The sequence below is a fragment of the Marinobacter shunpengi genome (assembly GCF_045449715.1).
Taxonomy (GTDB): Bacteria; Pseudomonadota; Gammaproteobacteria; order Pseudomonadales; family Oleiphilaceae; genus Marinobacter.
In genome coordinates this window covers 143,545-166,808 of record NZ_JBJJLA010000021.1, presented here as the reverse complement: position 1 = coordinate 166,808, position 23,264 = coordinate 143,545, and the positions used below count along the sequence as shown (strand labels likewise).

Below are 23,264 nucleotides of genomic sequence, written 5' to 3'. Positions count from 1 at the left end.
AGGGCCGACCTGGACTGCTCACTCCCACAACCGCTCCGCCAGCCCGGACGCCCGCACTACCCGCTGCGCCACGCTCTCCTTCAGCACCACTTCATCCCCGGCGATCAGGCTGAACCAGTGCCGTGCCCGGGTGATGCCGGTGTAGACCAGCTCCCGGGTCAGCACCGGGCTGAGGCGGTCCGGCAGGATCAGGCAGGTGTGGGTGAACTCCGAACCCTGGGACTTGTGCACCGTCATGGCGTACACGGTTTCCAGTTGCTGCAGCCGGCTGGGAGAGATCCAGCGGATATCGTTGCTGCCGTCGCTGGTGGGGAAGGCCACCCGCAGGGTGTGCCGGGGCTGGCTGTGGTCGTCCTCGTCCCAGGGCAGGCTGAAGGTGATGCCGATGTCGCCGTTCATCAGGCCCAGGTTGTAGTCATTGCCGGTGACCAGTACCGGTCGCCCGGCGTACCAGCCTTCGGCCCGGGGGATCAGTTTTTCGCTTAACAACTGGTGGGCAATGCGGTCGTTCAGACCTTCCACGCCCCAGGGGCCCTTGCGCAGGGCGCAAAGCACCTGGAAATCGGCAAAATCTGCCAGTACCTGCCGGGCCAGGTCGTCCCAGTCCTCGCGGGAACTGGCGGCATCCAGGCCATGGTCCCGCATGCGAGTCAGGTAGTGCTGGTAGCCGGTGGGCGGTGGCAGCGTTCTACCGTTCATCGAGCGCCCTTCACCCCGATCGTGGAAGGCAGCGGGGGAGCCGGTCATGGCATGGTGGCAGATCAGGCGTTGGGTATCCTCGGGCGCCGGGCCGGCGGGCAGTATGGCCACATCCTCGAACCCGCCACTGCGCGCTTTCGCCAGCAGGGCGTCATCCAGGGCGTTGCCGTTCACCGCATCCGCCAGCTTGCGGATGCCGCTGTCTTCGTGGAACCGGTAGCTCTTGCGCAGCATGGCCACGGCCTGGTCCATAGCGCTGCCGTTCTCATCCCGTAAAGATTCCGTCACCTGCATGCCGGTGACGGCTGTCAGCCAGTCCGTAGTCGCGGCTGTGTAATGGGCCGGTCCGGCGCGCTGGCACAGTTCCCCGAGCACCGCGCCGGCGTCCACCGAGGCGAGCTGGTCCCGATCCCCCAGCAGGATCAGGTGGGCGCTGGCAGGCAGGGCGTCGATCACCGATGCCATCAGGTCCACGTCCACCATGGAGGCCTCGTCGATCACCAGGATATCCACCAGCAGCGGGTTGTCCCGGTTATGGCGGAACCGGCGGGAGTCCGGGCGGCTGCCCAGCAGCCGGTGCAGGGTGGTGACCCGGGTGGGGATGTCGTCCTGGCCGACCTGGCCGGGCAGTTTTGCCAGTGGCAGCCGGCTGGCGGCACCGCCGATGGATTCGTTGAGCCGGGCCGCGGCCTTGCCGGTGGGGGCGGCCAGGCGGATGCGATATTTACGGCCCTGGCGTTGCGGCGAGGTGCCGGCCACCGCCTGCAATGCCGCCAGCAGGTTGACCACGGTGGTGGTCTTGCCGGTGCCGGGGCCGCCGGTGATCACGGCAAAGCGGTTACGGGCGGCCAGGGCGCAGGCCAGCTTCTGGTAATCCACGTCATCCCGGGCCGGGAACAGGGTGTCCAGGGTAGTGCGCAGGGTCTGGGTCTCCGGGGAGGCGGGGTCCGCCAGCGCTGAGGGTTGCTCCAGCCGCTGCCGGATGCCGTCGGCAATACGCTGTTCGTAGCGCCAGAAACGGCGCAGATAGAGGCGGTTGCCATCCAGCACCAGCGGCGTGGGCTGGTCGCCCTGGCTGGCGGCGCCGGATAAGGCCAGCGCCTGGTGGCATTCGTCCAGGGTGATCCGGGCCAGCAACTGATCTGGCTTTGGCAGTGCTGGCAGTTCGTCCCCGGTACCCCTGCTGACGGATTCTTCCGGTGGCAGTGACAGGGTCTGGCTGGCATCGTCCAGCAGTGTGCCGAGATCAATGCAGACGTGGCCCCGGCCGACCTGATGGGACACCAGGGCCGCCAGCAGGATCAGTAGCGGTTGGGGGTGTTCCCCCTGTTCCTCGCTCAGGGTGCGGATCAGGTGGGCGAACTCCCGGTCCAGGGGGCGTATCCAGTCCTGCGCCTGCCAATTGGCCAGCAGGTGTTCCATGGCGTCCAGGTTGGCGAAGGGGGTTGTGACATCCATGGGAGGCGTAGTTTCCTGGATAGCGTCTTTGGTGGTCTCGGCCTGCTCCCGAACGGTGGCTTCCGTGGTTTCGTCCAGATCCAGGGAGAACTGCTGGTCGTGGTTGCGCTTCCGACTCATGCCGCTTCCCCCTTGTCCGCATCGCCATCGAACAGGGCGTCCAGGGAGTCGATCAGTGCCCGGGGTGGCTTGTCGGCGAACACCCCGGCGGAGGGTGCCTCGATGCCCCGTAGGAACAGGTACACGGCACCGCCGATATGGGTGTCGTAGTCGTAGTCCGGCAGCCGGGCCTTCAGCAACCGGTGCAGGGCCAGCAGGTAGAGCACGTACTGCAGGTCGTAGCGTTTCTCCAGGATGACTTCCCCCATGGCCTGGCGGGTGTAGGCGCTGTCGTCCTCCCCCAGGGTGTTGGACTTGTAGTCCAGCACGTAATAGCGGCCGTTGTGTTCGAACACCAGGTCGATAAAGCCCTTCACCATGCCGTTGAACGGCTGGTCGTCCACCGCCGGTCGGTCAGCGCCGTTGAGGGTGTGGCGGGTCACCTGGGCGTCCAGCCGTCGGGTGCTGACGTTGCGGCTCTCGAACCAGAATTCCAGCTCCGGGCGCAGGCTGGCGAGGTCGGCCAGGCTGGCGTTTTCCCGGCCGTCCCGGTCCAGGGGCAGCGGCTGGCGGATAATGGCCAGCAGCCACTGCTCCAGGGGTTCGACCCACTCGCTCCAGCCCCGGGTGCGGCAGCGTCGGGCGAGTTGATCCCGCAGCAGCGCCGGGTCGGCGGCAAGTTCAGCCATGCCTTGGGCGGTACACCATTCCAGCAGTTCGTGGAGGAAGGTGCCGGGGCCGGCCCCCTTCGGGAAGTGATGCTGGTTGAGGGCTGTCGGTGGCGTACTGGTTTCTTCCGCTGGCTGGCGGCTCTCCTCCAGCAGGTTCTGGGCTTCGGCGTCTTCCACCTCGTCCACAAAGGGGATGCCGGTGCCGCTCAGGCCGCCGTATTCGATGGAGGAGTAACTGGCAATCCACCAGTCCTCCCGGGCCTCGCGGGTGGAGACCAGGGCCGGGCCGAGGGTTTCCGGGGATTCCTCGGTGTAGTGGGTTTCCTCCGCCTGCGGCAGGGGCGTGACGGTGATTTCCGGATGGTCTTCCGCCAGGGTGTGCAGGCGCGGGCCCAGTTCGCCGCTGGCCTCGCCCTGCGCATCCAGCAGGTAGCCCAGGCCGCTCAGGTGCCAGTCGGACAGGGCGGTGGCGCCCACCCAGGTGGCGTGGCGGGCCCGGGTCAGGGCCACGTAGAGTTTGCGGATGTCCTCCCCGAGGCGTTCCCGGTCGGCCCGGTTGACGTCGTCCGGTTCCGGGTCGAACACGGTGATTAGCTGGCCATTGTCATCGTGGTAGCGAACGAAGGCCTGCTTCTGGTCCTCGGCACGGAACGCGGTGCCAAAGGGCAGGAACACCAGCGGGTATTCCAGGCCCTTGGACTTGTGCACGGTGATCACCTTCACCAGTCCGGCGTCGCTCTCCAGGCGCAGGGTACGGTGCTCGTCCTCGGTGTCGGCAGCCCGCAGGATCTGGGTGTAGTGGTGCACCAGGGCGTGTTCGCCGTCCAGTTGCAAGCTGTCCTGTTGTAGCAGTTCGGCAATGTGGAGGATGTCAGTGAGCCGACGCTCACCATCCGGGCGTTGTAGCAGCCGGCCCGGCACCTGGAAGTCCATCAGGAAACGGCGCAGGGTGGGCAGAACGCCCTGGCTCTGCCATTGCTGCTGGTAGCCCATGAAACGCTCGATTTCCCGCTCCAGGGCGATTTCGTCGGTGAGCAACTGGTCCAGTTTGTGCCACGGCAATCCCAGGGTGGGCGTTGCCAGGGCAGCCCGGGCCAGGGCCAGTTGCCGGGGCTCGGCGAAGGCTCGCAGCCAGCACAGGATTTCCTGGGCTTCCGGGGAGGTGAGCACCGAGTCACGGTCCGACAGGTAGACGCTGCGGACACGCCGCTGGCGCAGGGCATCGCGAACGGCGGCGGCCTCGTTACGGTTGTTGACCAGGATGGCGATATCGCCGGGGCGCACGGGGTCCAGGTCCGCGGGGTTGTCGTTGGCGGCAAAGCCGGCCTGTCCCGCCTGACCCAGGGTGAGCAGGCGGGCGACCTCGCTGGCGCAGGTGTCCGCCACCCGGTCCGTCGCCGTGCCCTTGGCCGGGTGCTTGCCGTTGTCGTCCTCGCTTTCCAGGGTCCAGAAACTCAGGCTGGGCCGGGCCTCGCCGCTGACCGTCCAGGCGCGTTTGGTGCCATTGGCCTGCACCGGCTGGAAGGGCAGCGGGGTGGTGTCCCCCTTGCCGAACAGGAAGGCGCCGTCCCGGGCATGCTGGTCGCCGTACTGGAACACGCGGTTGACTGCCTTCACCATGGCTTGCGACGAGCGGAAGTTGCGGCCCAGTGTGAAGGTACGGTCCTGCACGCCCCGGCGGGCCTCCAGGTAGGTGTAGATGTCCGCGCCCCGGAAGCCATAGATGGCCTGCTTGGGGTCGCCGATCATCAGCAGGCAGGTGTCGGCATCGTTGTCGGCGACCTGATAGATGCGATCGAAGATACGGTACTGCACCGGGTCTGTGTCCTGGAATTCGTCAATCAGCGCCGCCGGGAACTGACGGCGGATGGTGGCAGCCAATTGCGGGCCCCGGGGGCCTTGAAGGGCGTCGTCCAGCCGGGTCAGCAGGTCGTCGAAACCCATTTCCGAACGTTTCTGTTTTTCCGATTCCAGGCGCTGGCTGACCCAGTGGCTGGCGTGGCGCAGGATATCCGCCCGGGCGCTGGGCAGGTCGGCGCTGAAGGCCATCAGTTCGGTAATGGCGTCAAAGGCCGGATGTTCGGGCAGTGGGCCGTCGCCTTTCACTTTTTCCGCCAGGCCTTCCGGGGTCTGGTTCTTCAGGCCGGCCTTGTCCAGCCCTTCCGGCAGCAGGTCGTCCGAGTCTACCCAGGCCAGCAGGGTGTCCCAGGCGGTGACCATGGATTTGCGGCTGCTGCCATGGAGACGCTTGCCCAGGCCTTCCAGCAGGGCAATCACCTCGTCTTTCCACTGCGACCAGGGCCGGACCTTGAGGTCATCGGAGCGTTCACGGCGTTTTTTAACCGCGTATTCAATGGCGCCCTGGATGTCGGTTCCCGGTGAGTGCAGCCGGTGACTGTCGTTGAGCAGGTTGCGGACGGACTTGCGCAGGTCCTCCGGGGTTTTCCAGTGGCCGAGGATTTCCTCCATCTGTGCGGGCGGCAGCGGGTAGGCAAAGGTGCGCCAGTAGTCCCGCACCACCTCGTCCAGCAGCTCGGTCTGGTCGGTTTCCAGGGTCAGGCGGAACAGGCTGCCACTGTCGAAGGCGTGCTCGCTGAGCATGCGGTGGCACCAGCCGTGGATGGTGGACACGGCGGCCTCGTCCATCCATTCCGCCGCCAGCAACAGGCGCTTGCGACAGGCGGGCCAGGTGGCCGGGTCCGGGTAGCTCTCGTCCCGCAACTGGTAGATCAGGGCGGTTTCCGGTGGTGGATTGGTGTCGTCCGCCGCGTCCGAGAACACCTCCGCCGCCTGGGTCAGGCGGGCGCGGATACGGTCCCGCAGCTCCTTGGTGGCGGCCTCGGTGAAGGTGACCACCAGCAGGTTGGGCGGGTCGATGCCCTGGCTGAGTGGTCCGTCTGCTGGCTGGCCATGGCCCAGCACCAGCCTCACGTAGAGGATGGCAATGGTGAAGGTCTTGCCGGTACCGGCACTGGCCTCGATCAGGGTGCTGCCGTTGAGAGGCAGGGACAGCGGGTTGAGGGTGGTGCTGTGCTGGCTCATGCTTCTCCCCCGATCTGTTCCGCAGCGGCCTTGTCCTGCTCCGCTTCCCACAGCGGCAGGTAGATCTGGTGCAGCCAGCCTTCGAAGGCCTCGCTCACCAGTTGTTCCGGTGTTTCAAAGGCGCTGCGCAGGTAGCCGGTGTCCCGTTGCAGGGCGATGTCATAGGCCGCGAGGGCATCCTCGATGGCCTTGTCGTGGTCTGCCCGGTACTTCTTGCTTTGATAGAAACTGTAGATCCAGGCAAAGGCGGCCTCGCAGTGCAGGGGCAGGGTCCGGGTGGTGGCCTGCATCCAGCCGGTGAGTATGTTGTCCAGATGCTTACGGGCCTGCTCCGCTGGCAGGGGCGCGAAGGTGATATTTCGCTTCTCTTCCTTGCCCAGGATCAGGGTGGTGAATGGTGTGTCGGTGAGCTGGCCGGCCAGGTGGATCACCCAGTCGGTCATCAGGTTGGCATAGCGCACCTTGCGGGTGCTGCCGGAGCCGGACAGCAGGCTGGAACGGGACACCACCAGCCGGCAGAAACCACCATCGGGGCCGGTTCGCAGGCCGTCGATCAGGTCCAGAAGCTCCACGGAACCCAGGTCGCCGGTAGCGGTATGCTGGAAGGTGACGGGCTCCGCCAGTGCTTCCGGCCACTCACCCAGTGCCTGTCGATAGCGGCCGTGCAGGTCCGGCAGACGTTCGGATAAATCCGAGCGCAACCGATGCTCGGTCAGGCCCATGCCCAGGTCGCCCCGGCGGGCCATGCGGTCCAGGGTGGTGTGGATACGGTCCTGCAGTTCATCGTCGCCATCGGCCTTGAGTACTGCCTCGCCAATCAGTTCGTTGTCCAGGCGCCAGCGGTCCAGGCCGTTGAGGTCGAAATTCTCGTTATCCGTGTCGTCTTCCTCCACCCCTTCAAAGCGCACCTGTAGCCGTCGCTGGAAGAAGGTCTCGATGGGGCGTTTGAGGAACGCGGCCAGCTCCGCGAAGGTGATGGGTTCCTCCGGCGGCTGCCAGGGCAGGGCGGCCTGTTCAGACTCGTCCGGGCGGCTGCCATGGGCACTGCGCCACTCCTGCTCATAGGTGAACAGGTGTCGTTCCCGCAGGATGTCCTCCAGGGGGCGCGGCAGGCTGTCCGGCTCCGGTTGCAGGCCGTTGGCCTGGGGGAAATAGGCCCGGCTGAACGGCTGCAACGGGTGTTCGGTGGTGAGGGCGCGGGTGACGTGCTGGTCCGGGTGACCGGCCACCTGCCACAGGCTGTCGAGATGGTCCTGCAACTGGCTGACCAGTACCGAGGGCGGTCGTTCCGAGTCGTCCTTGATACTGCGTCCCACCCAACTGATGTAGAGCTGCTCCCGGGCGGAGAGCAGTGCCTCCAGGAAAAGGTAGCGGTCGTCCTCCCGCCGTGAGCGGTCCCCCGGCCGATAGTCGTTGGCCATCAGGTCGAAGTCCACCGGTGGCCGGGAACGGGGATAGTCACCATCGTTCATGCCCAGCAGGCACACCTTGCGGAAGGGAATGGCCCGCATTGGCATCAGGGTGGCGAAGTTGACCTTGCCCGCCAGGAAGCGCTGGTTCAGACCGCCCTCATCCAGCCCGTCCAGCAGCACATCCCTGACGATGTTCAGGGGCAGCGGGGTGTCCTGCAGGCCGGCGGCCAGGGCATCCTCCAGCCACTGCTCCAGGTGCCGGCGAAAACGGTTCAGCAACAGCAGGTCGTGGCCTTCCAGGTCCTTGAAGAACTGCTCCAGCATATCCGAGAACAGGGCTTCCCACCCGGTGGGTGTGCGGGGCTGTTGCAGGGCGTTCCACAGGTTTTCGAGCCGGGAGACAAAATCCGACAGCCGGCCCGCCAGGCTGGCCTGCAGGCCGCCGATTTCGGCATAGGGTTCGACCCCGGCCCAGGGCTCGTCGTCCCCCATGCCATAGCCCAGCAGCATGGCCCGCAGGCCCGACTGCCAGGTGTTGCGGGCCAGGTCGCCGGGCAGTTCCAGGGTCTCCCGCTGCTGGCGGTTCAGACCCCAGCGGATATTGGCGCCTTCCACCCAGCGCCGGGCCAGGGGGATGTCGTCCTCGCCAATGTTGAAGCGCTGGCGGATGCCCGGCACTTCAAGCAGGCTGATGATCTCGCTCACCGCAAAGCGGCTGCGGGGCAGGCCCATCAGGGTTTCCAGGGCGATCAGCACCGGTTCGTGGTGGCGCTGACCCTGGTCGGAAATGGTGAAGGGGATATAGCGGGTGCTACCCGCCTGGTAGCGGCTGAAGACCGCCTGGATATGGGGTGCATAGACGTTGATATCCGGTACCATCACGATCACGTCCCGGGGCCGCAGGGTGTCGTCCGCGTTGAAGGCGGCCAGCAACTGGTCGTGGAGGATCTCCACTTCCCGCTGGGGGCTGTGGGCATCGTGGAAGGCTAGGGAGTGGTCGATAGCCGGGTCCACGGTTCGCTGTTGTTCGCGGATTTCCTGCAGGGGCGTCAGCTGGTAGATGTCATTCTGCAACTGGTGCAGCAGGCGGCGCAGCTCCGGATCACCGTGCTCGGAGAAGATGTCGATCTTCTGGTCCGGAGTCTGGAACCGGTGCTGGTATTCGTCCGGATTATCGAATTCGTCCAGCAGCCTTATATAGTCGCGGCCCTGTTTGCCCCAGGCAGCCAGCAGCGGGTTGGCGTGCTGGTGCAGTTGTTCCGGGTCGGCGACCTTCATCAGGGTGGGGTGTTCACGACCCCGGCGGCGCTGGGCGTTGAGCAGGTCCCGGTCGCTGATGATATCGGCCCAGTAGAACTGGCTGGGGTTATGGACGCACAGCACCACCTGGCAGAACCGGCTCAGTACATGCAGGGCCTCCAGCGCCTGCCGGGGCAGGGACGACACCCCGAACACCACGATGCGTTGAGGCAGCCGCCCGGGGTTGGCGGGGCGTTGCAGGCGCTCGCCTTCTTCCATGAACCGGGTGTGGATGCGTGAACGGCTGGTCTGGGACAGCTCACCCACATCCGCCACCAGCGCCCTCCACAGCCTGGGCTGCCAGAGGGTTTCGGCATCCAGAAGCTTTTCCTCGCCCCGGGCAGTGATCATCACCTCGTGGCCCTGCTCCCAGGCACTGAGCCAGTCGGCCCGGAATACCTGGTACTGATCGAACAGGTCGGCCACCTTCTCCGCCAGTTGGAAGGCCCGCAGGTCCGGGTCGGTGCCTTCCAGGAAACGGGCCAGGGGGGCGAACACCTCGTCCGTGGGCACCAACTCCGGCAGCAGACGGTACAGCCGCCATACCAGCCGCCGCTTGTCGAAGGGGGACTGCTCCGGCACTTCGCCGTCCGGCAGCACGGCCCGGTAGGCCTGCCAGATAAAGCGGGCCGGGAACAGGAAGTCCATGCCGGCGGCAATACCCAGCCCACCGTCAACGCCGTCGTCGGAACGCTTCTCCGCCAGGGCCAGCTTCAGCCATTGCGCGATGCCGTTGCTCTGCACCAGGAAGGTCTCGCTGTCCAGGGGTGGCACCGGGGTCTGACGGCACAGGTACACCACCGCCCGGCGCAGGTCCTCCAGGTGGTTGGCGTGGATGGCGTGGAAGCCGGGCTGTAGGTGGGCGGTCTGGGTCATCTTGCTCCCGGTTCGGGTACGTCGTTTGATCCTGTACAGGTTACCGCAACTGACCCCGGAAAACCGATCCGGCGATCGACCCGGCTATTGGGTGACGGGCGAAATCTGTCCTGGCGGTCTACAATTGATTACTAAGTAGTCAGTTTGGTCCATCCATCGTCGGCTCACGACCGTATCCACCGGTAGTGTCGGTCCCTGCGGAGGGCTCCAAGATGGCGAAAAGACGACGAACTGTCCATGTCGGGCTGCCGGTTCTGCTGGTGGCCCTGGGGCTGCTCGCCCTGGTCTCCGTTTCGCCGCTGGCTGACGAGACGGACGCGGCCATCCGCGATGTCATCCTCACTCAGATCGAAGCCTTTGCCAACGATGACGAACTGGGCGCCTGGGTCCATGCCTCCCGGGGTATCCAGAGGCGTTTGCGTTCCCCCGAAATGCTGCTCTATGTAGTACAGAACGCCTACCCACCGGTACACCGGGCTGCGTCAATCCGTTTTGGGCAACGCATTCCCCACGACGAGTTCGAAATCCAGGTGGTGCGCCTGGAAGGGCCGGAAGGCAAACTCTGGGATGCCTATTACCGCATGGTCCGCAAGGACAGTGAATGGAAGGTGGGCGGTGTCACCCTGCAGCGGGCGGATTTTGGCATCTGATCCTCAGGGACACCAGATGCCTTGAGCCCCGCCTGGACTCATCGTAGAGTTGGGTCCTCGATGCCATCCGCCACAGGTTGCTTTCGTCAGTGATGAACACCCCCGACAGGCAGGATTCGCGACCACAGGCTGCGGACCTGACCAACCCCCTGTACTACCTGGAAAACATGGAAACCGTGGTGAACTGGGTCGACGATCACCACGGCGACCTGCTGACGGCCGACGAGCGCCGTCGGCTGGCGGATTTCCGCCTGCTGTCGGTGTCTGCCCGGGCCCTGCTGACCCGGATGATTATGCGTACCGGTGAGCTGTTCCGTGCCGACAAGCTGAGTTACCCGGAACTGCCGGAGCCGGAACCGGTTGCCCTCGCGGAACTGGCGGCGGGTGGATGGGTGCAGACAGCGGATCTGGTCCGCCTTGATGACCTGTTCCGCCTGTTCACCCTGGCGGAATTGCGACCGGCGTTTGCGGCCACCCTGTCGGATCTCGGATATACCCGGACGCTTCCCAAGGCTGGCATGAAAGCGGTGCTGGCGGGTCAGCTGGACGATGCTATCCGTCTTTCGGACTGGCTGCCGGCGCATCACGATAACGTGGTCCACCTGCCCCATATGCCACTGTTCGACCGTATCCGCCTGATGTTCTTTGGCAACCTGCGCCAGAACTGGTCGGATTTCGTGCTGGTGGAACTGGGCTACCAGCAGTACGAACAGGTCCCCTTCACGCCGGAGTCCCGGGCGTTCCAGCACCGGGAGGAGGTGGACTGTTACCTGGTCATGCACCAGTGCCGGGAGCAACTGGACGAGGGCGTGCCCGCTGCGGATCTCTGGCCGCAAGTACCTGCACCCACTGAAAATACCTGGCTGGCCAGCCGCCGTGACCGGTTGCTGCTGGAGCTGGGCCGGCAGGCGGAACGCCAGGGCGAGCGGGAACTGGCGCTGGAGGTGCTGGCACAAAGCACCCACCGGGAGGCGCGGCTGAAACAGCTGCGGTTGCTGGAGCGGATGAAGCGCTTTGACGACGCCTGGGCCATTGCCCGGGACTGGCATACCACGGAACTCAGCGATGCCGAGGCCCAGGGCCTGGCTCGCATCCTCAAGCGGGTGGCCCGCAAGGTGGGGCAGCCGGTTCCGGAGCTGCCCGCCGAGCCCGCGCCGGACGACTTCCTGCTAACCCTGCCCCACACGGGCGTGCCGGTGGAGGTGGCCGTCCAGCAGCACCTGTGGCAGGACCACCAGCCAGTGTTCTACGTGGAAAATACCCTGATCAACGGCCTGTTCGGACTGCTGTGCTGGGACGTGGTCTTCGCCCCGGTGCCGGGGGCCTTCTTTCACCCCTTCCATATGGGGCCGGTGGACCTGACCCGTGAGGATTTCGTACCCCGTCGTCGGGAACCGCTGGAAGAGTGCTTTGCCCACCTGGAGGACGGTGATTACGGTGACATCATCCTGGCGAACTACCGGCGCAAGCAGGGGCTCGCCAACCCCTTCGTCAACTGGCTGGTGGTGAACGAAGACCTGCTGGAACTGGCACTGGACTGCATCCCCGCCGACCATCTGGAGGTGCTGTTCCGGCGGCTGCTCCACAACCTGAAGGAACACCGCAGCGGTTTCCCGGACCTGATCCGTTTCCTGCCCCATGAGGCGGCCCCGGCCCGGCGCTATGAGATGATCGAGGTGAAGGGCCCCGGTGACCGCCTGCAGGACCATCAGCGGCGATGGCTGGCGTTCTTCCACCACCAGGGCATCGCGGCGCGGGTCTGCTACGTGCGCTGGCAGGGTGACGGCACGTGAAGGTTGCAGTACGCACCCTCTGCGAGTTTGCCGCCCGCCGGGGCGACCTGGATTTCCGCTATACCCCCGCGCCCTCGTCAGAGGAGGGCATTGCAGGTCATCAGTTGGTGCAGTCCCGCCGTGGCTACGGCTACCAGAGTGAATACCTGCTTACCGGTGAATGCCTGGGCCTGGAGCTTTCCGGTCGCGCCGACCTGTACAACCCCCACAAGGGCCTGCTGGAAGAGATCAAGACCCACCGGGGTGACTTGTCCCGTATCCGCGACCACCAGCGTGCCCTGCACCGGGCCCAGTTGCGGGCCTATGGCGCGTTACTGTGCCGCCAGGAAGACCGTCGCAAGATCACCCTGTCACTGGTCTATTACGATACCGGGCGGGACAGGGAATCGCCGGTCACGGAAACCGCCACCGCGGACGAACTGTGGCAGGAACTGGAAACCCTGTGCCGCGCCTACAGACACTGGGCCGAGCAGGAAGAACACCATCGCGAACAGCGGGATCAGCGGCTGGGGGAAATCCGGTTTCCGTTCGCGGATTTCCGCACCGGCCAGCGGCAACTGGCGGAAACCGTCTACCGCAATGCCGTCCGGTCCCGCACCCTATTACTGGAAGCCCCCACCGGGCTGGGCAAGACCCTGGGCACCCTGTTCCCGGCGCTGATGGCCATGCCGGCCGGTGGCCAGGACCGGCTGTTTTACCTCACCTGCCGCAACACCACCCGGCAACTGGCCATTGATGGGATGAACGCCCTGCGGGCCGCCCAGCCGGAACCGGAGCACTGGTCCCTTCGCACCCTGGAACTGGTGTCCAAGGACGACGCCTGCGAACACCCGGGCAAGGCTTGTCACGGCGATTCCTGCCCCCTGGCGAAGGGCTTTTTCGACCGCCTGCCGGATGCCCGGGCCGAGGCGGCACAGGTGCGGGAACCCCTGACCCGGGAGCGGCTGGCGACCATAGCCGCCGGCCATGAACTCTGCCCCTATTTCCTGGCCCAGGAGATGGCCCGCTGGAGCGATGTGGTGGTGGCCGACGTCAACCGGCTGTTTGACCAGAGTGCGCTGCTCCATGCCCTGGTCAACCAGAACCAGTGGCGGGCCAGTGTGCTGGTGGACGAGGCCCACAACCTGGTGGACCGGGCCCGGGGCATGTACTCGGTGCGACTGGATCAGCAACGCCTGTTACGGGTGAAAAAGACAGCGCCGAAGAGCCTGAAGGCCCCCCTGAACCGGGTGGCCAGGACCTGGCAGGACGTGGGGCGGGAGCAGGAAGCGGCGGGCACCGAGCCGGTATTCCTCGAGTCGTTGCCCAACCGTCTGCCCGCAGCGCTGCAGGGTCTGGTTTCCGCCCTGACCGACTACCTGGCGGATAACCCGCCGGACCTGGCCCTGCAGGAACTGCTGTTCGAGAGCGTGGCCTTCCTGAAACTGGCGGACCAGTTCGGCGACCACTCCCTGTGCGAGTTCCACCGGCCAGGGCGGGGCAGGGCCAGCGTGACCATCCAGAACCTGATTCCGGCGGATTTCCTGCGGGAGCGTTTTACGGCGGCCGACTCGGTGTTGCTGTTCTCCGCCACCCTGACCCCGGGTGTCTACCACCGGGACCTGCTGGGGCTGCCGGATGACAGCCGCTTTACCTCACTGCCCAGTCCGTTCGATGCCGGGCAGTTGCAGGTTCGGTTCACGCCAGACATCAGCACCCGCAAACCGGACCGGGAGGCGTCCCTGGCGGACATCGCGGACCTGATCGCCCGCCAGTTCCGGGCGCGCTCGGGGCATTACCTGGCCTTCTTCAGCAGCTTCCAGTACATGCGACAGGTGTCGGAGGCCCTGGCTAACCGGGCTCCGGATCTGCCCCAGCGGTCACAACACCCCGGGATGAGTCACGAACAGCGCGCCGATTTCCTGGCGGGCTTCCGTCAGCCCGAGCCAGCGGTGGCCTTTGCGGTGCTGGGCGGGGTGTTCAGTGAAGGCATCGACCTGCCCGGTGACCAGTTGATCGGCGCCTTCGTGGCCACCCTTGGTCTGCCGCCATTCGATCCCTGGCACGAAGTGCTCAAGACCCGGCTGGACGCCCGCTTTGCCACCGGCTACGACTACACCTACCGCATCCCCGGCCTGCAGAAGGTGGCCCAGGCGGCGGGCCGGGTGATACGGACACCGGAGGACAAAGGCGTGATATGGCTGATCGACGACCGTTTCCTGCAGCCGGCGAACCGGTCGCTGTTGCCTGGGTGGTGGTTTGATCCGTCATCTGACTGAACCGGAAAACCCTCGGTCGTCTGACGAAAGGCGCAATGACGGCAGACGGAACACCTGTATACAATGCCTCGCAGGTGAGGGCGGCAATCAGGTAGCCCTCTGTTGTACCTGCTGTATATGGAATGTCCATGGTTTCAGTTCGCTGTCGGAACCTGGTGGCTGTGCTTTTGCTCGGGCTTGTCCCGGTGCTGGCCCAGGCCACCGTCAAGCAGTCTTCCTCGGGGCTTTGCCATCCGCCGCACAGTCCCTGGTATGAGCGCACCACCACCTTTACCGCCTATGACAGCCTCGACGCCTGCCTGGCCGCCGATGGGCGATTGCCGGATGGGGTGAGTGTTGCCAGCGCTGACCCGGCGGATGCGGGCTACCGGCGCAGCGCCTTCGGCCACGGCTGGGACGACCGGGACGGCGACTGCCAGGACAGTCGCGCCGAAGCGCTGATTGCTACCTCCACCACCAACGTCCGCTTTGCCGACGCGGACCGGTGCCGGGTGGTGACTGGTCGCTGGGTATCGCCGTTTACCGGCGAGGTGATCCAGAACGCCGGTGATATCGACATCGACCATGTGGTGCCCCTGGTCTGGGCCTGGCATAACGGTGCCAGTGAGTGGTCCCGGGACCGCCGGGAGGCCTTTGCCAACGACCCCCTCAACCTCTGGCCCGTGGAAGCCAGCCTGAACCGCAGCAAGGGTGGCCGGGGGCCGGACGAGTGGATGCCGCCGGCGGGAGAGTGCCAGTACATCAGCCGGTTCATGCGAATCCTGATCAAGTACGACCTCAAGCCTCCGGAATCAGAAGCCCGGGCCTTCAACCGGTTACTCGACACCTGTCGTGGCTAATGAGGTGATAACCGGAGGACGATGGTTTGTGACAAGGCGCTATACCGGATGTTGATATACCGGGTGCAATAAAATATAAGTTAAATACACAATCATTGAGATCTGAAACGTGGCCTTGTCGCCATCAACGGGAAGCCTTGTGCATGGACCCGAAAGACACCATCCCGAGGGGCGACGGATTCGTCCTGCCGCGGGGTCCGGAGGCGCCGGATGACAGCGCCATCAGCGAGCGGGATTTCATCGGTTACAGTCAACTGGTGGCCTCGCTGTATCGCTGCCTCAACGATAACAGCGGGTTCCAGCCCTTTTTCGATGCCTTCCAGTCTCACTTCCGGTGCCTCCAGGGCGGTATCCTGGGGCTCACACTGGCTCCCATCCACATGATGTATGGCTGGACCTTCGGATATCCGGAGGGGTTCGAGCAGTGGTTTATCAACAGTGGCCTACCCCGGAAGGATGAGGCCCTGAAAACATTCGCCGCCCTTCCTCCCCGTCATTTCGACAGCCTGCTCGGTGGCGATGCCTCGATGGAGATCCTCGACCTCCTCACCGAGGAGACCCGGGCCTGGGCGGCGGAAGCCGGCCTTGGAGACAGTGCCGGCATGCTGGTGACCCGGGGGCGTGATGCCCAGATCGTGTTCCTGGCAAACCGCCATCGCAGCGAAGGCCCGTACAGCCGTCAGGAAATCCTGCAGATGAACCTACTGGCGCCCCATATTGAGAATGCCATCAACCTTCACCACAAGCTGTACCACACCCGGGCGGATAACAGCAGCCTGTCGGCAGCGCTGGACCTGGTGGGCAAGCCCATGCTGGTGTTCAACGAACTGGCCCAGGTGGCACAGCTCAATGCGTCGGCCAGGGAGGTATTGCGGGATCATCCCCGGCTGTTTGTGACCGACGGTCCGGCACCCGTTCTGCGGAGTCGTCATGCGGGCTTCAACGAGGAACTGATGGCGGCCATTGCCACCAGTGTCTTCAATGCTCGCTTGAACGTTCACGACACCGTCACGCTGGTGGATGGCTCGGGAGACGAGCGTCTGGCCCTGTGCTTTACGCCCCTTCAGGATGACGGCGGCCATGGCCAGGGAGCCCTGGCGGAACTGATCTGTTTCTCCTCCTCCCGCGACGTTGACGAGGACAGGCTCAGGGCCCTGTTCGACTGCACGGTGGCGGAATCGCGCACGGCGGCGTTGCTGATGCGGGGCCTGACATCGGACCAGATTGCCGGGGCCGAAGCCCTGTCCATCCACACGGTTCGCCAATACATCAAGAGCCTGCTATCGAAGAATGGCTACCGGCGCCAGGCGGAGTTGGTGGCTGCGCTGGTGCGGGCCCTGGGGTAGCTGGAGCGACGGCCGAGCGCGGGCAGGGGACCTTCTGTTAGGCTTGGGGAATATGAACGAGGAGCCCCTGATGCCTGAAGATCCCCTGAAAACCCTGTCGGATATGGCCAGCGACGCCCATGCCCGCATCCAGCAGGCCCACGAGCACATCAACCCGGTGGTGGAAGTTCGTCGTGGCATGCGGGATGCCGGTATTCCGGCGGATGTGATGACCATCGACTGTCTGCGGACCCGCCGGCGAATCCTGCTGATCCTGCACGATGAGGAGCCAGGCACCCTGCTGTACCAGTTCGTGACGCTGGAAGAGGAAATGGGGGGGGAATTTCGCCGGACTCCCCTGTCGGAGGTCAGCACCGATACCCTGGTGGACTGGATCAAGGACTACTTCAGTCCGGATGCCTGAGATCGCGTTCATCCGGTCATGGCGGGCAGGATTATGCATGGTATGAATAGTCGATCATCAAAATCATGCATTTGTCAGATCCGGCCGGTCTGCTTAGTCTTCCAGATCCACTGATCCAGATTCCGATAACAACACCCGGAGGCCTTATGGCTTTACCTACCCTTGAAACGACCCAGTACAGCGTGGACCAGGGCATTGCCACCATCACCCTGAACCGCCCCGACAGGCTCAACGCCTACAACGCGAAGATGCGTGAGGAACTGCTGGCCCTGTTCGACGAGACCGACGCCGATGACAATGTGAAAGCGGTGGTGATCACCGGTGCGGGCCGCGGCTTCTGTGCCGGGGCGGACCTCGCCTCCGGCGGTTCCACCTTTGACCGCAACGCCCAGTCCGGCGACCTGTCCCGGGAGTCCCTCAGGGTTGGGGATGTCTATCGTGATGGCGGCGGCACCAATACCCTGCGCATCTACGAGAGCCTCAAGCCCGTGATCGGGGCGATCAATGGCCCGGCGGTGGGCATCGGCGCCACCATGCAGCTGCCCATGGATTTCCGCCTGGCGTCCACCCAGGCCAAGTTCGGCTTTGTCTTCGCCCGTCGCGGCATCACCATGGAAGCGGCATCGTCCTGGTTCCTGCCCCGCCTGGTGGGCATGCAGACCGCCATGGAGTGGTGCATGACCGGTCGGGTATTCGGTGCCGAAGAGGCCCTGCAGAAGGGGCTGGTCCGCTCGCTCCATGAGCCCGACGACCTGCTGCCGGCAGCCTACGAACTGGCCCGTGAGATTGCCGATAACACTGCACCGGTGTCCGTTGCCCTGACCCGTCAGATGCTGTGGCGCATGTCCGCGGCACCGCACCCGATGTACGCCCACCGCATCGACAGCCGCTCCATCCAGGCCCGGGGCGAATCGGCGGATGCGAAGGAAGGGGTGACCTCGTTCCTGGAGAAGCGTCCGGCGGAGTTCCCCAACAAGGTATCCACCGACATGCCCGCGTTCTTCCCCTGGTGGGATGAGCCGCCGTTCGAGTAAGCCTTCCGGTAGGAGTCTGTGCGGTAGACATCGCGCAGGCTCCTGGGGCTACGGTTGCGTAGCCCTGTCTTCCGCATCAATCAGCACTTCCTGCAACTGCACTGCCGCCTCCCGTAACAATGGCTCGTGGGCCTTCAGCTCTTCCAGGCTGCTGCGGATAACCGGGGCGTGGCAGAACAGGCAGGCGGCCAGCCGTCCGTCCCGGTGGGTGACCGGTACCGAGATGGCGACCATGCCGTCGATGAATTCCTCGTTGTCGATACCCAGATCGGTCTGGCGAATCTGCTCCAGCTCTTCTTCCAGTTGGTCCGCGTCGACGATGGTGTTGCGGGCCAGTTTGACCAGGGGCAGGTTCCTGAGGACCCGGCGGCGAGTGGCCTTGGGCAGGCGGGCCAAGTAGAGCTTGCCGCTGGCCGATCCCCAGATGGGCACATGACTGCCGATGGGCAGGTGAACCTGTAGCGGCCAGTTGGCCTGCACCCGGTCGTAGTAGATCATCTCGGTGCCGTCGGGAATGGAAATGCCGCAGGTTTCATCGATCCGGTGTGACAGGCCCTGGAGGATGGCCTGGCGCTGCACCTTGATCTCGTTGCTGTTCATGACCCCCAGGGCAATCGCACGCATGGCGGGCCCGGGGACCAGGTTGCCGCGCATATTGGTCTGGAAGAAGCGTTGTTCCTCCAGTTGCTGGACCAGCCGGTGGGCGGTGGCCTTGGGAATGTTGAGTTCGGCGATCAGCTCGGGCAGGGGCGTCGCCTTTTCAGCGGTGCAGACATGGTGAAGGATGTCCAGCACCCGCAGGATCGAGGAACCTTTTTCACGGCGGGACGCCGCTTGGTGGTCGCGAGAGGTGGTCATGAATCCCTATCCAGACATTGTTAACAGGAGGCCGATGCTACCATGACATCGGTCGGGCATCGGCCTCCATCGCCGGTTACAGCGTGGGCATGTTGAAGTCGGGATTCTGGCGAATGCCGGTCGGCCAGCGACTGGTGATGGTCTTCATGCGGGTGAAGAAACGCACCCCGTCCGGCCCGTGCATATGCAATGGCCCGAACAGTGACCGTTTCCAGCCCCCGAAGCAGTGATAGGCCATGGGCACCGGAATGGGCACGTTGATGCCCACCATCCCCACCTGGATGTCGTCGCCAAAGTTGCGGGCGGTATCCCCATCCCGGGTAAAGATCGCGGTGCCGTTGCCGTACTCATGATCGTTGATCAGGGACACCGCCGACTCATAGTCAGGCACCCGCACCACCGACAGCACCGGCCCGAAGATTTCCTGCTGGTAGATGTCCATGGCTGGCGTGACATCGTCGAACAAGGTGCCGCCGATAAAGTAACCGGTCTCATGGCCTGGAACCTCAACGCCACGGCCATCGACCACCAGGCTGGCGCCCTGGGCTACCCCTGAGTCGATAAAGCCCCGCACCCGGTCCCGGTGCTCGCCGGAGATCAGCGGTCCCATGTCGTTCTCGGTGTCGACGCCGTAGCCCGGTCCAACTCGCAGTGCCTGCACCTTCTCCTTTAAGCGTTTGACCAGCGCATCCCCCACCTCATCGGTTACCGCCACCGCCACCGAGATGGCCATGCAGCGTTCACCGGCGGCGCCGTAGGCCGCGCCCATCAGGGCGTTGACCGCCTGGTCCAGGTCCGCATCCGGCATCACCACCAGGTGATTCTTGGCCCCACCCAGGGCCTGCACTCGCTTACCATGGGCGCTGCCGGTGGCATAGATGTACTCGGCCACCGGGGTTGAGCCGACAAAGCTGACGGCCTCGACCCTGGGGTCGGTGAGCAGCACATCGACGGCTTCCTTGTCGCCGTTGATGACGTTGAAGACGCCTTCGGGCAGGCCCGCCTCGGCAAGCAGTTCGGCGATGCGCAGGGCGACCGAGGGATCCTTCTCCGAGGGCTTGAGGATAAAGGTATTGCCGGCTGCAATCGACACCGGGAACATCCACATGGGCACCATGGCCGGGAAATTGAACGGCGAGATACCGGCACACACGCCCAGAGGCATCATCAGTGAATGGGTGTCCACCTCGCTGCCCACATTGCGGCTGTGTTCTCCCTTGAGCAGGTGGGGCATGCCGCAGGCGAATTCCACCACTTCCTTGCCCCGGGTCAGTTCCCCCCTGGCATCCGACAGGACCTTGCCGTGTTCACGGGAGATCAGTTCCGCCAGCTCGTCCTCGTGTTCTTCCAGCAGGGCCTTGAACCGGAACAGGATGCGCGCCCGGCTCAGTGGCGGCGTCCGGGACCAGGCAGAAAAGGCCTCATGGGCGGCCTGGATACCGCGCTCGGTGTCGGCCTTTGAGGCCAGGGCGACCTGGCAGCGGACTTCGCCGGTGGCCGGGTCATGGACCGGGGCCGTGCGCCCGCCGTCGCCGGCATTGTGGGTGTTGTTGATAAAATGTCCGAGAATGTTCTGCATCCTGATTTACTCCTGGTTCCACACCTGTTCGTAAAGTTCGACCATTTCCGCCTGGCTGGGTACCCGGGGGTTGTTGCCCGGTGATCCGGATGCCTGGGCCTGTTCCGACATCAGTTCCCGCAGCTCCATGAAACGGGCCTCGTCGATGCCAAAGGCCGCCATGCTGGGCACTTCCAGCTCCCGGTTCAGGGCGCGCAATTCCGCCAGCAACTTGTCGTTGGCGGCGTCATCCGAATCTTCCGCCCCGGCAATGCCCATGGCCCGGGCACAGCGGGCATACCGGTCCGGCGCCCCGGGCAGGGAAAATCGGGTGATTGCGGGCAGCAGCATGGCGTTGCTGAGCCCGTGGGGCACATGGAAGTGGGCGCCGATGGGGCGGCTCATGCCATGGACCAGGGCGACGGACGCGTTGGAGAAGGCAATGCCCGCCAGGGTGGAGCCCATCATCATCGCCTCCCGCGCTTCCCGGTCCTCGGGGTTGTGGTAGACCCGGCGCAGGTTGGGCGCGATCAGCGCGATGGCGGCCAGGGCCTGCTGGTCGCTGAATGGGCCGGCCTTCCGGCTGACGTAGGCCTCGATGCCATGGGTCAGGGCGTCAATGCCGGTATCCGCGGTAACCCGGGCGGGTACGGACAGGGTCAGTTCGTAATCCACAATCGCGGCGTAGGGCATGAAGGCCAGGCCCATGCACAGCATTTTTTCATCGGAATCGCCGTCGGTGATGATGGTGAAGCGGGTGGCCTCGGACCCCGTACCAGCGGTGGTGGGAATGGCCACCACGGGCAGTGCCGGCTCGGATACATCCCTTGGCACCTTGTAGTCGGCCATGCGACCGCCATGGAGACCCAGTACCGAGATGGCCTTGGCGCTGTCGATGGCACTGCCTCCGCCCAACGCCACCACGGCATCGAAGCTGCCTTGCCGGAGCTGTTCCACCGCTGGCAGGAGGGAGCTTTCGGTGGGCTCAGGCTCGGTGTCGGCAAAGAGCCCCCAGGTCATGCCAGCTGTCTTCAGAATATCGGTGAGCCGGTCAGCGTAGCCGAGGGACATCATCACCTGGTCGGTCACGATCAGTGGGTTGCGGCATGCCAGGGTGGACAGGATGTCCGGCAGGCGCTGGAGGGTGCCGGGTCCGGTTTCCAGGATGCGCGGCAGGACGACTCGTTGGGTCATGGCTTGATCCTCTTGTTGGTATAGGGCGTTTGGGAAAGGGTGTTATCGATCTTGTTATTCGATAATGAGACAAAAAGTATCGTTATTGCAATATAAGAATTAAAAAAAGTGCTTGACGGTTTGAATAATTCGAATCTAGTCTATTTCCAGATCGAGTGGTCAGACCATCAGTCCATTGATCCAGTGAAGCGTCCTTATCCGATTCGTCGAGGCATGTTGCGTAATGAGTATTGAACCCCTGGAAAGAAAGAGCTTGAGCGACCTGGTGGTTGAGAAGATCAAGCAGCTGATTCTCAAGGGTGAGCTGAAGGAAGGCGACCGGATTCCCGGTGAAAGGGAGCTCTGCGAGCAGTTTGCCGTCAGCCGGGCATCGGTGCGGGAGGGTCTCAAGATCCTCTCGCTCCAGGGGCTGCTGAAGCGCACGAATGCCGGTACCGTCATTACCACCAGCTTTTCCTCGATCCTGGAGGAGACGCTGACCCTGAAGATCCTGCTGGATGACACCAGCTACGAGGACATCACCGAAGCGCGGCTGTTCCTGGAGAAGACCATGGTGAGCCTGGCGGCGGAGCGGATCACCGACGAGGACATCGATCTGATGGAGCAGCACCTGGCCTCAATGATCGATGCCGACGAGCGGGAGAACAACAACGATTTCGTGATCGCCGATATCGCGTTCCACCAGCAGATTGCCAAGGCCTCCCGCAGCAGCGTCCTGATCATTCTCTACAACTCCATCATCATGCTGATCTTCAAGGTGCAGACCCGGGTCGGCTATGACGCCACGGTGATGAAGGAGTCCATCAAGTATCACCGCCGGATCCTGGACGCCCTGAAGCGGGGCGATGTGCCGGAGTCCGAACACGAAATGCAGTCCCACCTGCTGGATGTACAGGAAAGGCTCGATCACATGACCGGGATCGATAAACTCAAAGCTGGAGAATAAAAAGATGTACGTGCGTTTTAACGACAACAACAACGAAATCCATGAAGGCTACCTGGAAGGGGATAAGGTCTTCTATCTCAACGGTCCCATGCTGGAGGGCGGCAGCGCCAGTGAGCGCTCCGTGGACCTGGCCAGTGTTCGCCTGCTGGCACCCTGCGAGCCGAGCAAGGTGGTCTGTGTGGGGCTGAACTACCGGGACCACGCGGCGGAAATGAACGAGACCCTGCCCAAGGAACCGCTGCTGTTCATGAAGCCCTCCACCTCGGTGATTGGCCACCAGGAGGCGATTGTCGCTCCGGCCCACAGCAAACGCCTGGACTATGAAGGGGAGCTGGGCATTGTCATCGCCAAGCGCGCCAAGAACGTGTCGGTGGAAGAGGCCAGCGGCTACATCTTCGGTTACACCTGCGCCAACGACTTTACCGCCCGTGACCTGCAACTGGGCGACAAGCAATGGACCCGGGGCAAGTCCTTCGACACCTTCTGCCCGATTGGACCGGGCATCGTCCCCACCATCAATCAGAAGGATACGACCATCGAGCTGACCGTGAATGGCGAGGTGCGGCAACGGTCCAACCTCAACCAGCTGATCTTCAACGTGCATGAAGTGGTCAGCTACATCTCGGCCCACATGACCCTGCTCCCGGGGGACGTGATCCTGACCGGCACGCCCCACGGCGTTGGTCCCGTTACGCCCGGCGATTCCATGACCGTCACCATCGACGGCATTGGCTCGCTGACCAATCAACTGGTGGCCGGTTAAGCAACGGACCAGACGCCGCCGGCCTTATGTGGCCGGCGTTTCCCCGATTTCTGAAAGGAGCAGACC

15 protein-coding genes are annotated in these 23,264 nt (G+C 64.3%); 9 read left to right on the top strand and 6 right to left on the bottom strand.

The features are described from left to right. Positions 1-18 precede the first annotated feature (18 nt). The 3 genes from recD to recC are packed head-to-tail and all read right to left on the bottom strand — an operon-like array spanning position 19 to position 9,556. The gene (gene recD / locus ACJO3T_RS15440) at positions 19-2,277 is read right to left on the bottom strand and encodes an exodeoxyribonuclease V subunit alpha (protein WP_406979045.1); all 2,259 of its coding nucleotides are present in this window, start codon (positions 2,275-2,277) and stop codon (positions 19-21) included. Then, positions 2,274-5,969: an exodeoxyribonuclease V subunit beta gene (gene recB, locus ACJO3T_RS15435; protein ID WP_406979043.1), complete on the bottom strand. Its 3,696-nt coding sequence runs from the start codon at positions 5,967-5,969 to the stop codon at positions 2,274-2,276. The genes recD and recB overlap by 4 nt, the downstream gene beginning before the upstream one ends. Next, complete coding sequence (gene recC, locus ACJO3T_RS15430; RefSeq protein ID WP_406979042.1) at positions 5,966-9,556, bottom strand: exodeoxyribonuclease V subunit gamma; 3,591 nt, start codon at positions 9,554-9,556, stop codon at positions 5,966-5,968. The genes recB and recC overlap by 4 nt, the downstream gene beginning before the upstream one ends. A 212-nt stretch (positions 9,557-9,768) precedes the next feature. Here recC and ACJO3T_RS15425 point away from each other — a divergent pair, with 212 nt between their 5' ends. The 7 genes from ACJO3T_RS15425 (at position 9,769) to ACJO3T_RS15395 (ending at position 17,879) form a co-directional block, all read left to right on the top strand. After that, the gene (locus ACJO3T_RS15425; protein ID WP_406979041.1) at positions 9,769-10,206 is read left to right on the top strand and encodes a DUF4864 domain-containing protein; all 438 of its coding nucleotides are present in this window, start codon (positions 9,769-9,771) and stop codon (positions 10,204-10,206) included. Positions 10,207-10,298: 92 nt separating this feature from the next. Beyond that, the gene (locus tag ACJO3T_RS15420; protein WP_406979040.1) at positions 10,299-11,999 is read left to right on the top strand and encodes a VRR-NUC domain-containing protein; all 1,701 of its coding nucleotides are present in this window, start codon (positions 10,299-10,301) and stop codon (positions 11,997-11,999) included. Next, the gene (locus ACJO3T_RS15415) at positions 11,996-14,257 is read left to right on the top strand and encodes a helicase C-terminal domain-containing protein (RefSeq protein ID WP_406979039.1); all 2,262 of its coding nucleotides are present in this window, start codon (positions 11,996-11,998) and stop codon (positions 14,255-14,257) included. The genes ACJO3T_RS15420 and ACJO3T_RS15415 overlap by 4 nt, the downstream gene beginning before the upstream one ends. Before the next feature lie 128 nt (positions 14,258-14,385). Beyond that, on the top strand, positions 14,386-15,096 hold the full coding sequence (locus ACJO3T_RS15410) for an HNH endonuclease family protein (protein ID WP_406979038.1): 711 nt from the start codon (positions 14,386-14,388) through the stop codon (positions 15,094-15,096). A gap of 143 nt (positions 15,097-15,239) precedes the next feature. Beyond that, a complete protein-coding gene (locus ACJO3T_RS15405; protein WP_406979037.1) occupies positions 15,240-16,442 on the top strand; it encodes a helix-turn-helix transcriptional regulator in 1,203 nt (400 codons plus the stop codon). Positions 16,443-16,512: 70 nt separating this feature from the next. Continuing rightward, positions 16,513-16,845, top strand: a complete 333-nt coding sequence (locus ACJO3T_RS15400; protein WP_406979035.1) for a hypothetical protein — start codon at positions 16,513-16,515, stop codon at positions 16,843-16,845. Between the two features lie 146 nt (positions 16,846-16,991). Beyond that, positions 16,992-17,879, top strand: coding sequence for a crotonase/enoyl-CoA hydratase family protein (locus ACJO3T_RS15395; protein WP_406965571.1), 888 nt, complete (start codon positions 16,992-16,994; stop codon positions 17,877-17,879). A gap of 48 nt (positions 17,880-17,927) precedes the next feature. Here the strand turns inward: ACJO3T_RS15395 and ACJO3T_RS15390 are convergent, their stop codons facing one another. The 3 genes from ACJO3T_RS15390 to ACJO3T_RS15380 form a co-directional block, all read right to left on the bottom strand. Further along, positions 17,928-18,737, bottom strand: a complete 810-nt coding sequence (locus ACJO3T_RS15390; protein WP_406979034.1) for an IclR family transcriptional regulator — start codon at positions 18,735-18,737, stop codon at positions 17,928-17,930. Positions 18,738-18,813: 76 nt separating this feature from the next. Next, positions 18,814-20,316 carry a CoA-acylating methylmalonate-semialdehyde dehydrogenase gene (locus ACJO3T_RS15385; protein WP_406979033.1) on the bottom strand — a complete coding sequence of 501 codons (1,503 nt, stop codon included), beginning with the start codon at positions 20,314-20,316 and terminating at the stop codon, positions 18,814-18,816. A 6-nt stretch (positions 20,317-20,322) separates the two neighbouring features. Next, positions 20,323-21,489: an iron-containing alcohol dehydrogenase gene (locus ACJO3T_RS15380; protein WP_406979032.1), complete on the bottom strand. Its 1,167-nt coding sequence runs from the start codon at positions 21,487-21,489 to the stop codon at positions 20,323-20,325. Positions 21,490-21,712: 223 nt separating this feature from the next. Here ACJO3T_RS15380 and ACJO3T_RS15375 point away from each other — a divergent pair, with 223 nt between their 5' ends. Together ACJO3T_RS15375 and ACJO3T_RS15370 are read left to right on the top strand one after the other, a co-directional pair. Next, entirely contained in the window at positions 21,713-22,435 is a 723-nt protein-coding gene (locus tag ACJO3T_RS15375) for a FadR/GntR family transcriptional regulator (RefSeq protein WP_406965577.1), read from the top strand. A gap of 4 nt (positions 22,436-22,439) precedes the next feature. Beyond that, a complete protein-coding gene (locus tag ACJO3T_RS15370; RefSeq protein ID WP_406965579.1) occupies positions 22,440-23,198 on the top strand; it encodes a fumarylacetoacetate hydrolase family protein in 759 nt (252 codons plus the stop codon). Positions 23,199-23,264: the final 66 nt, after the last annotated feature.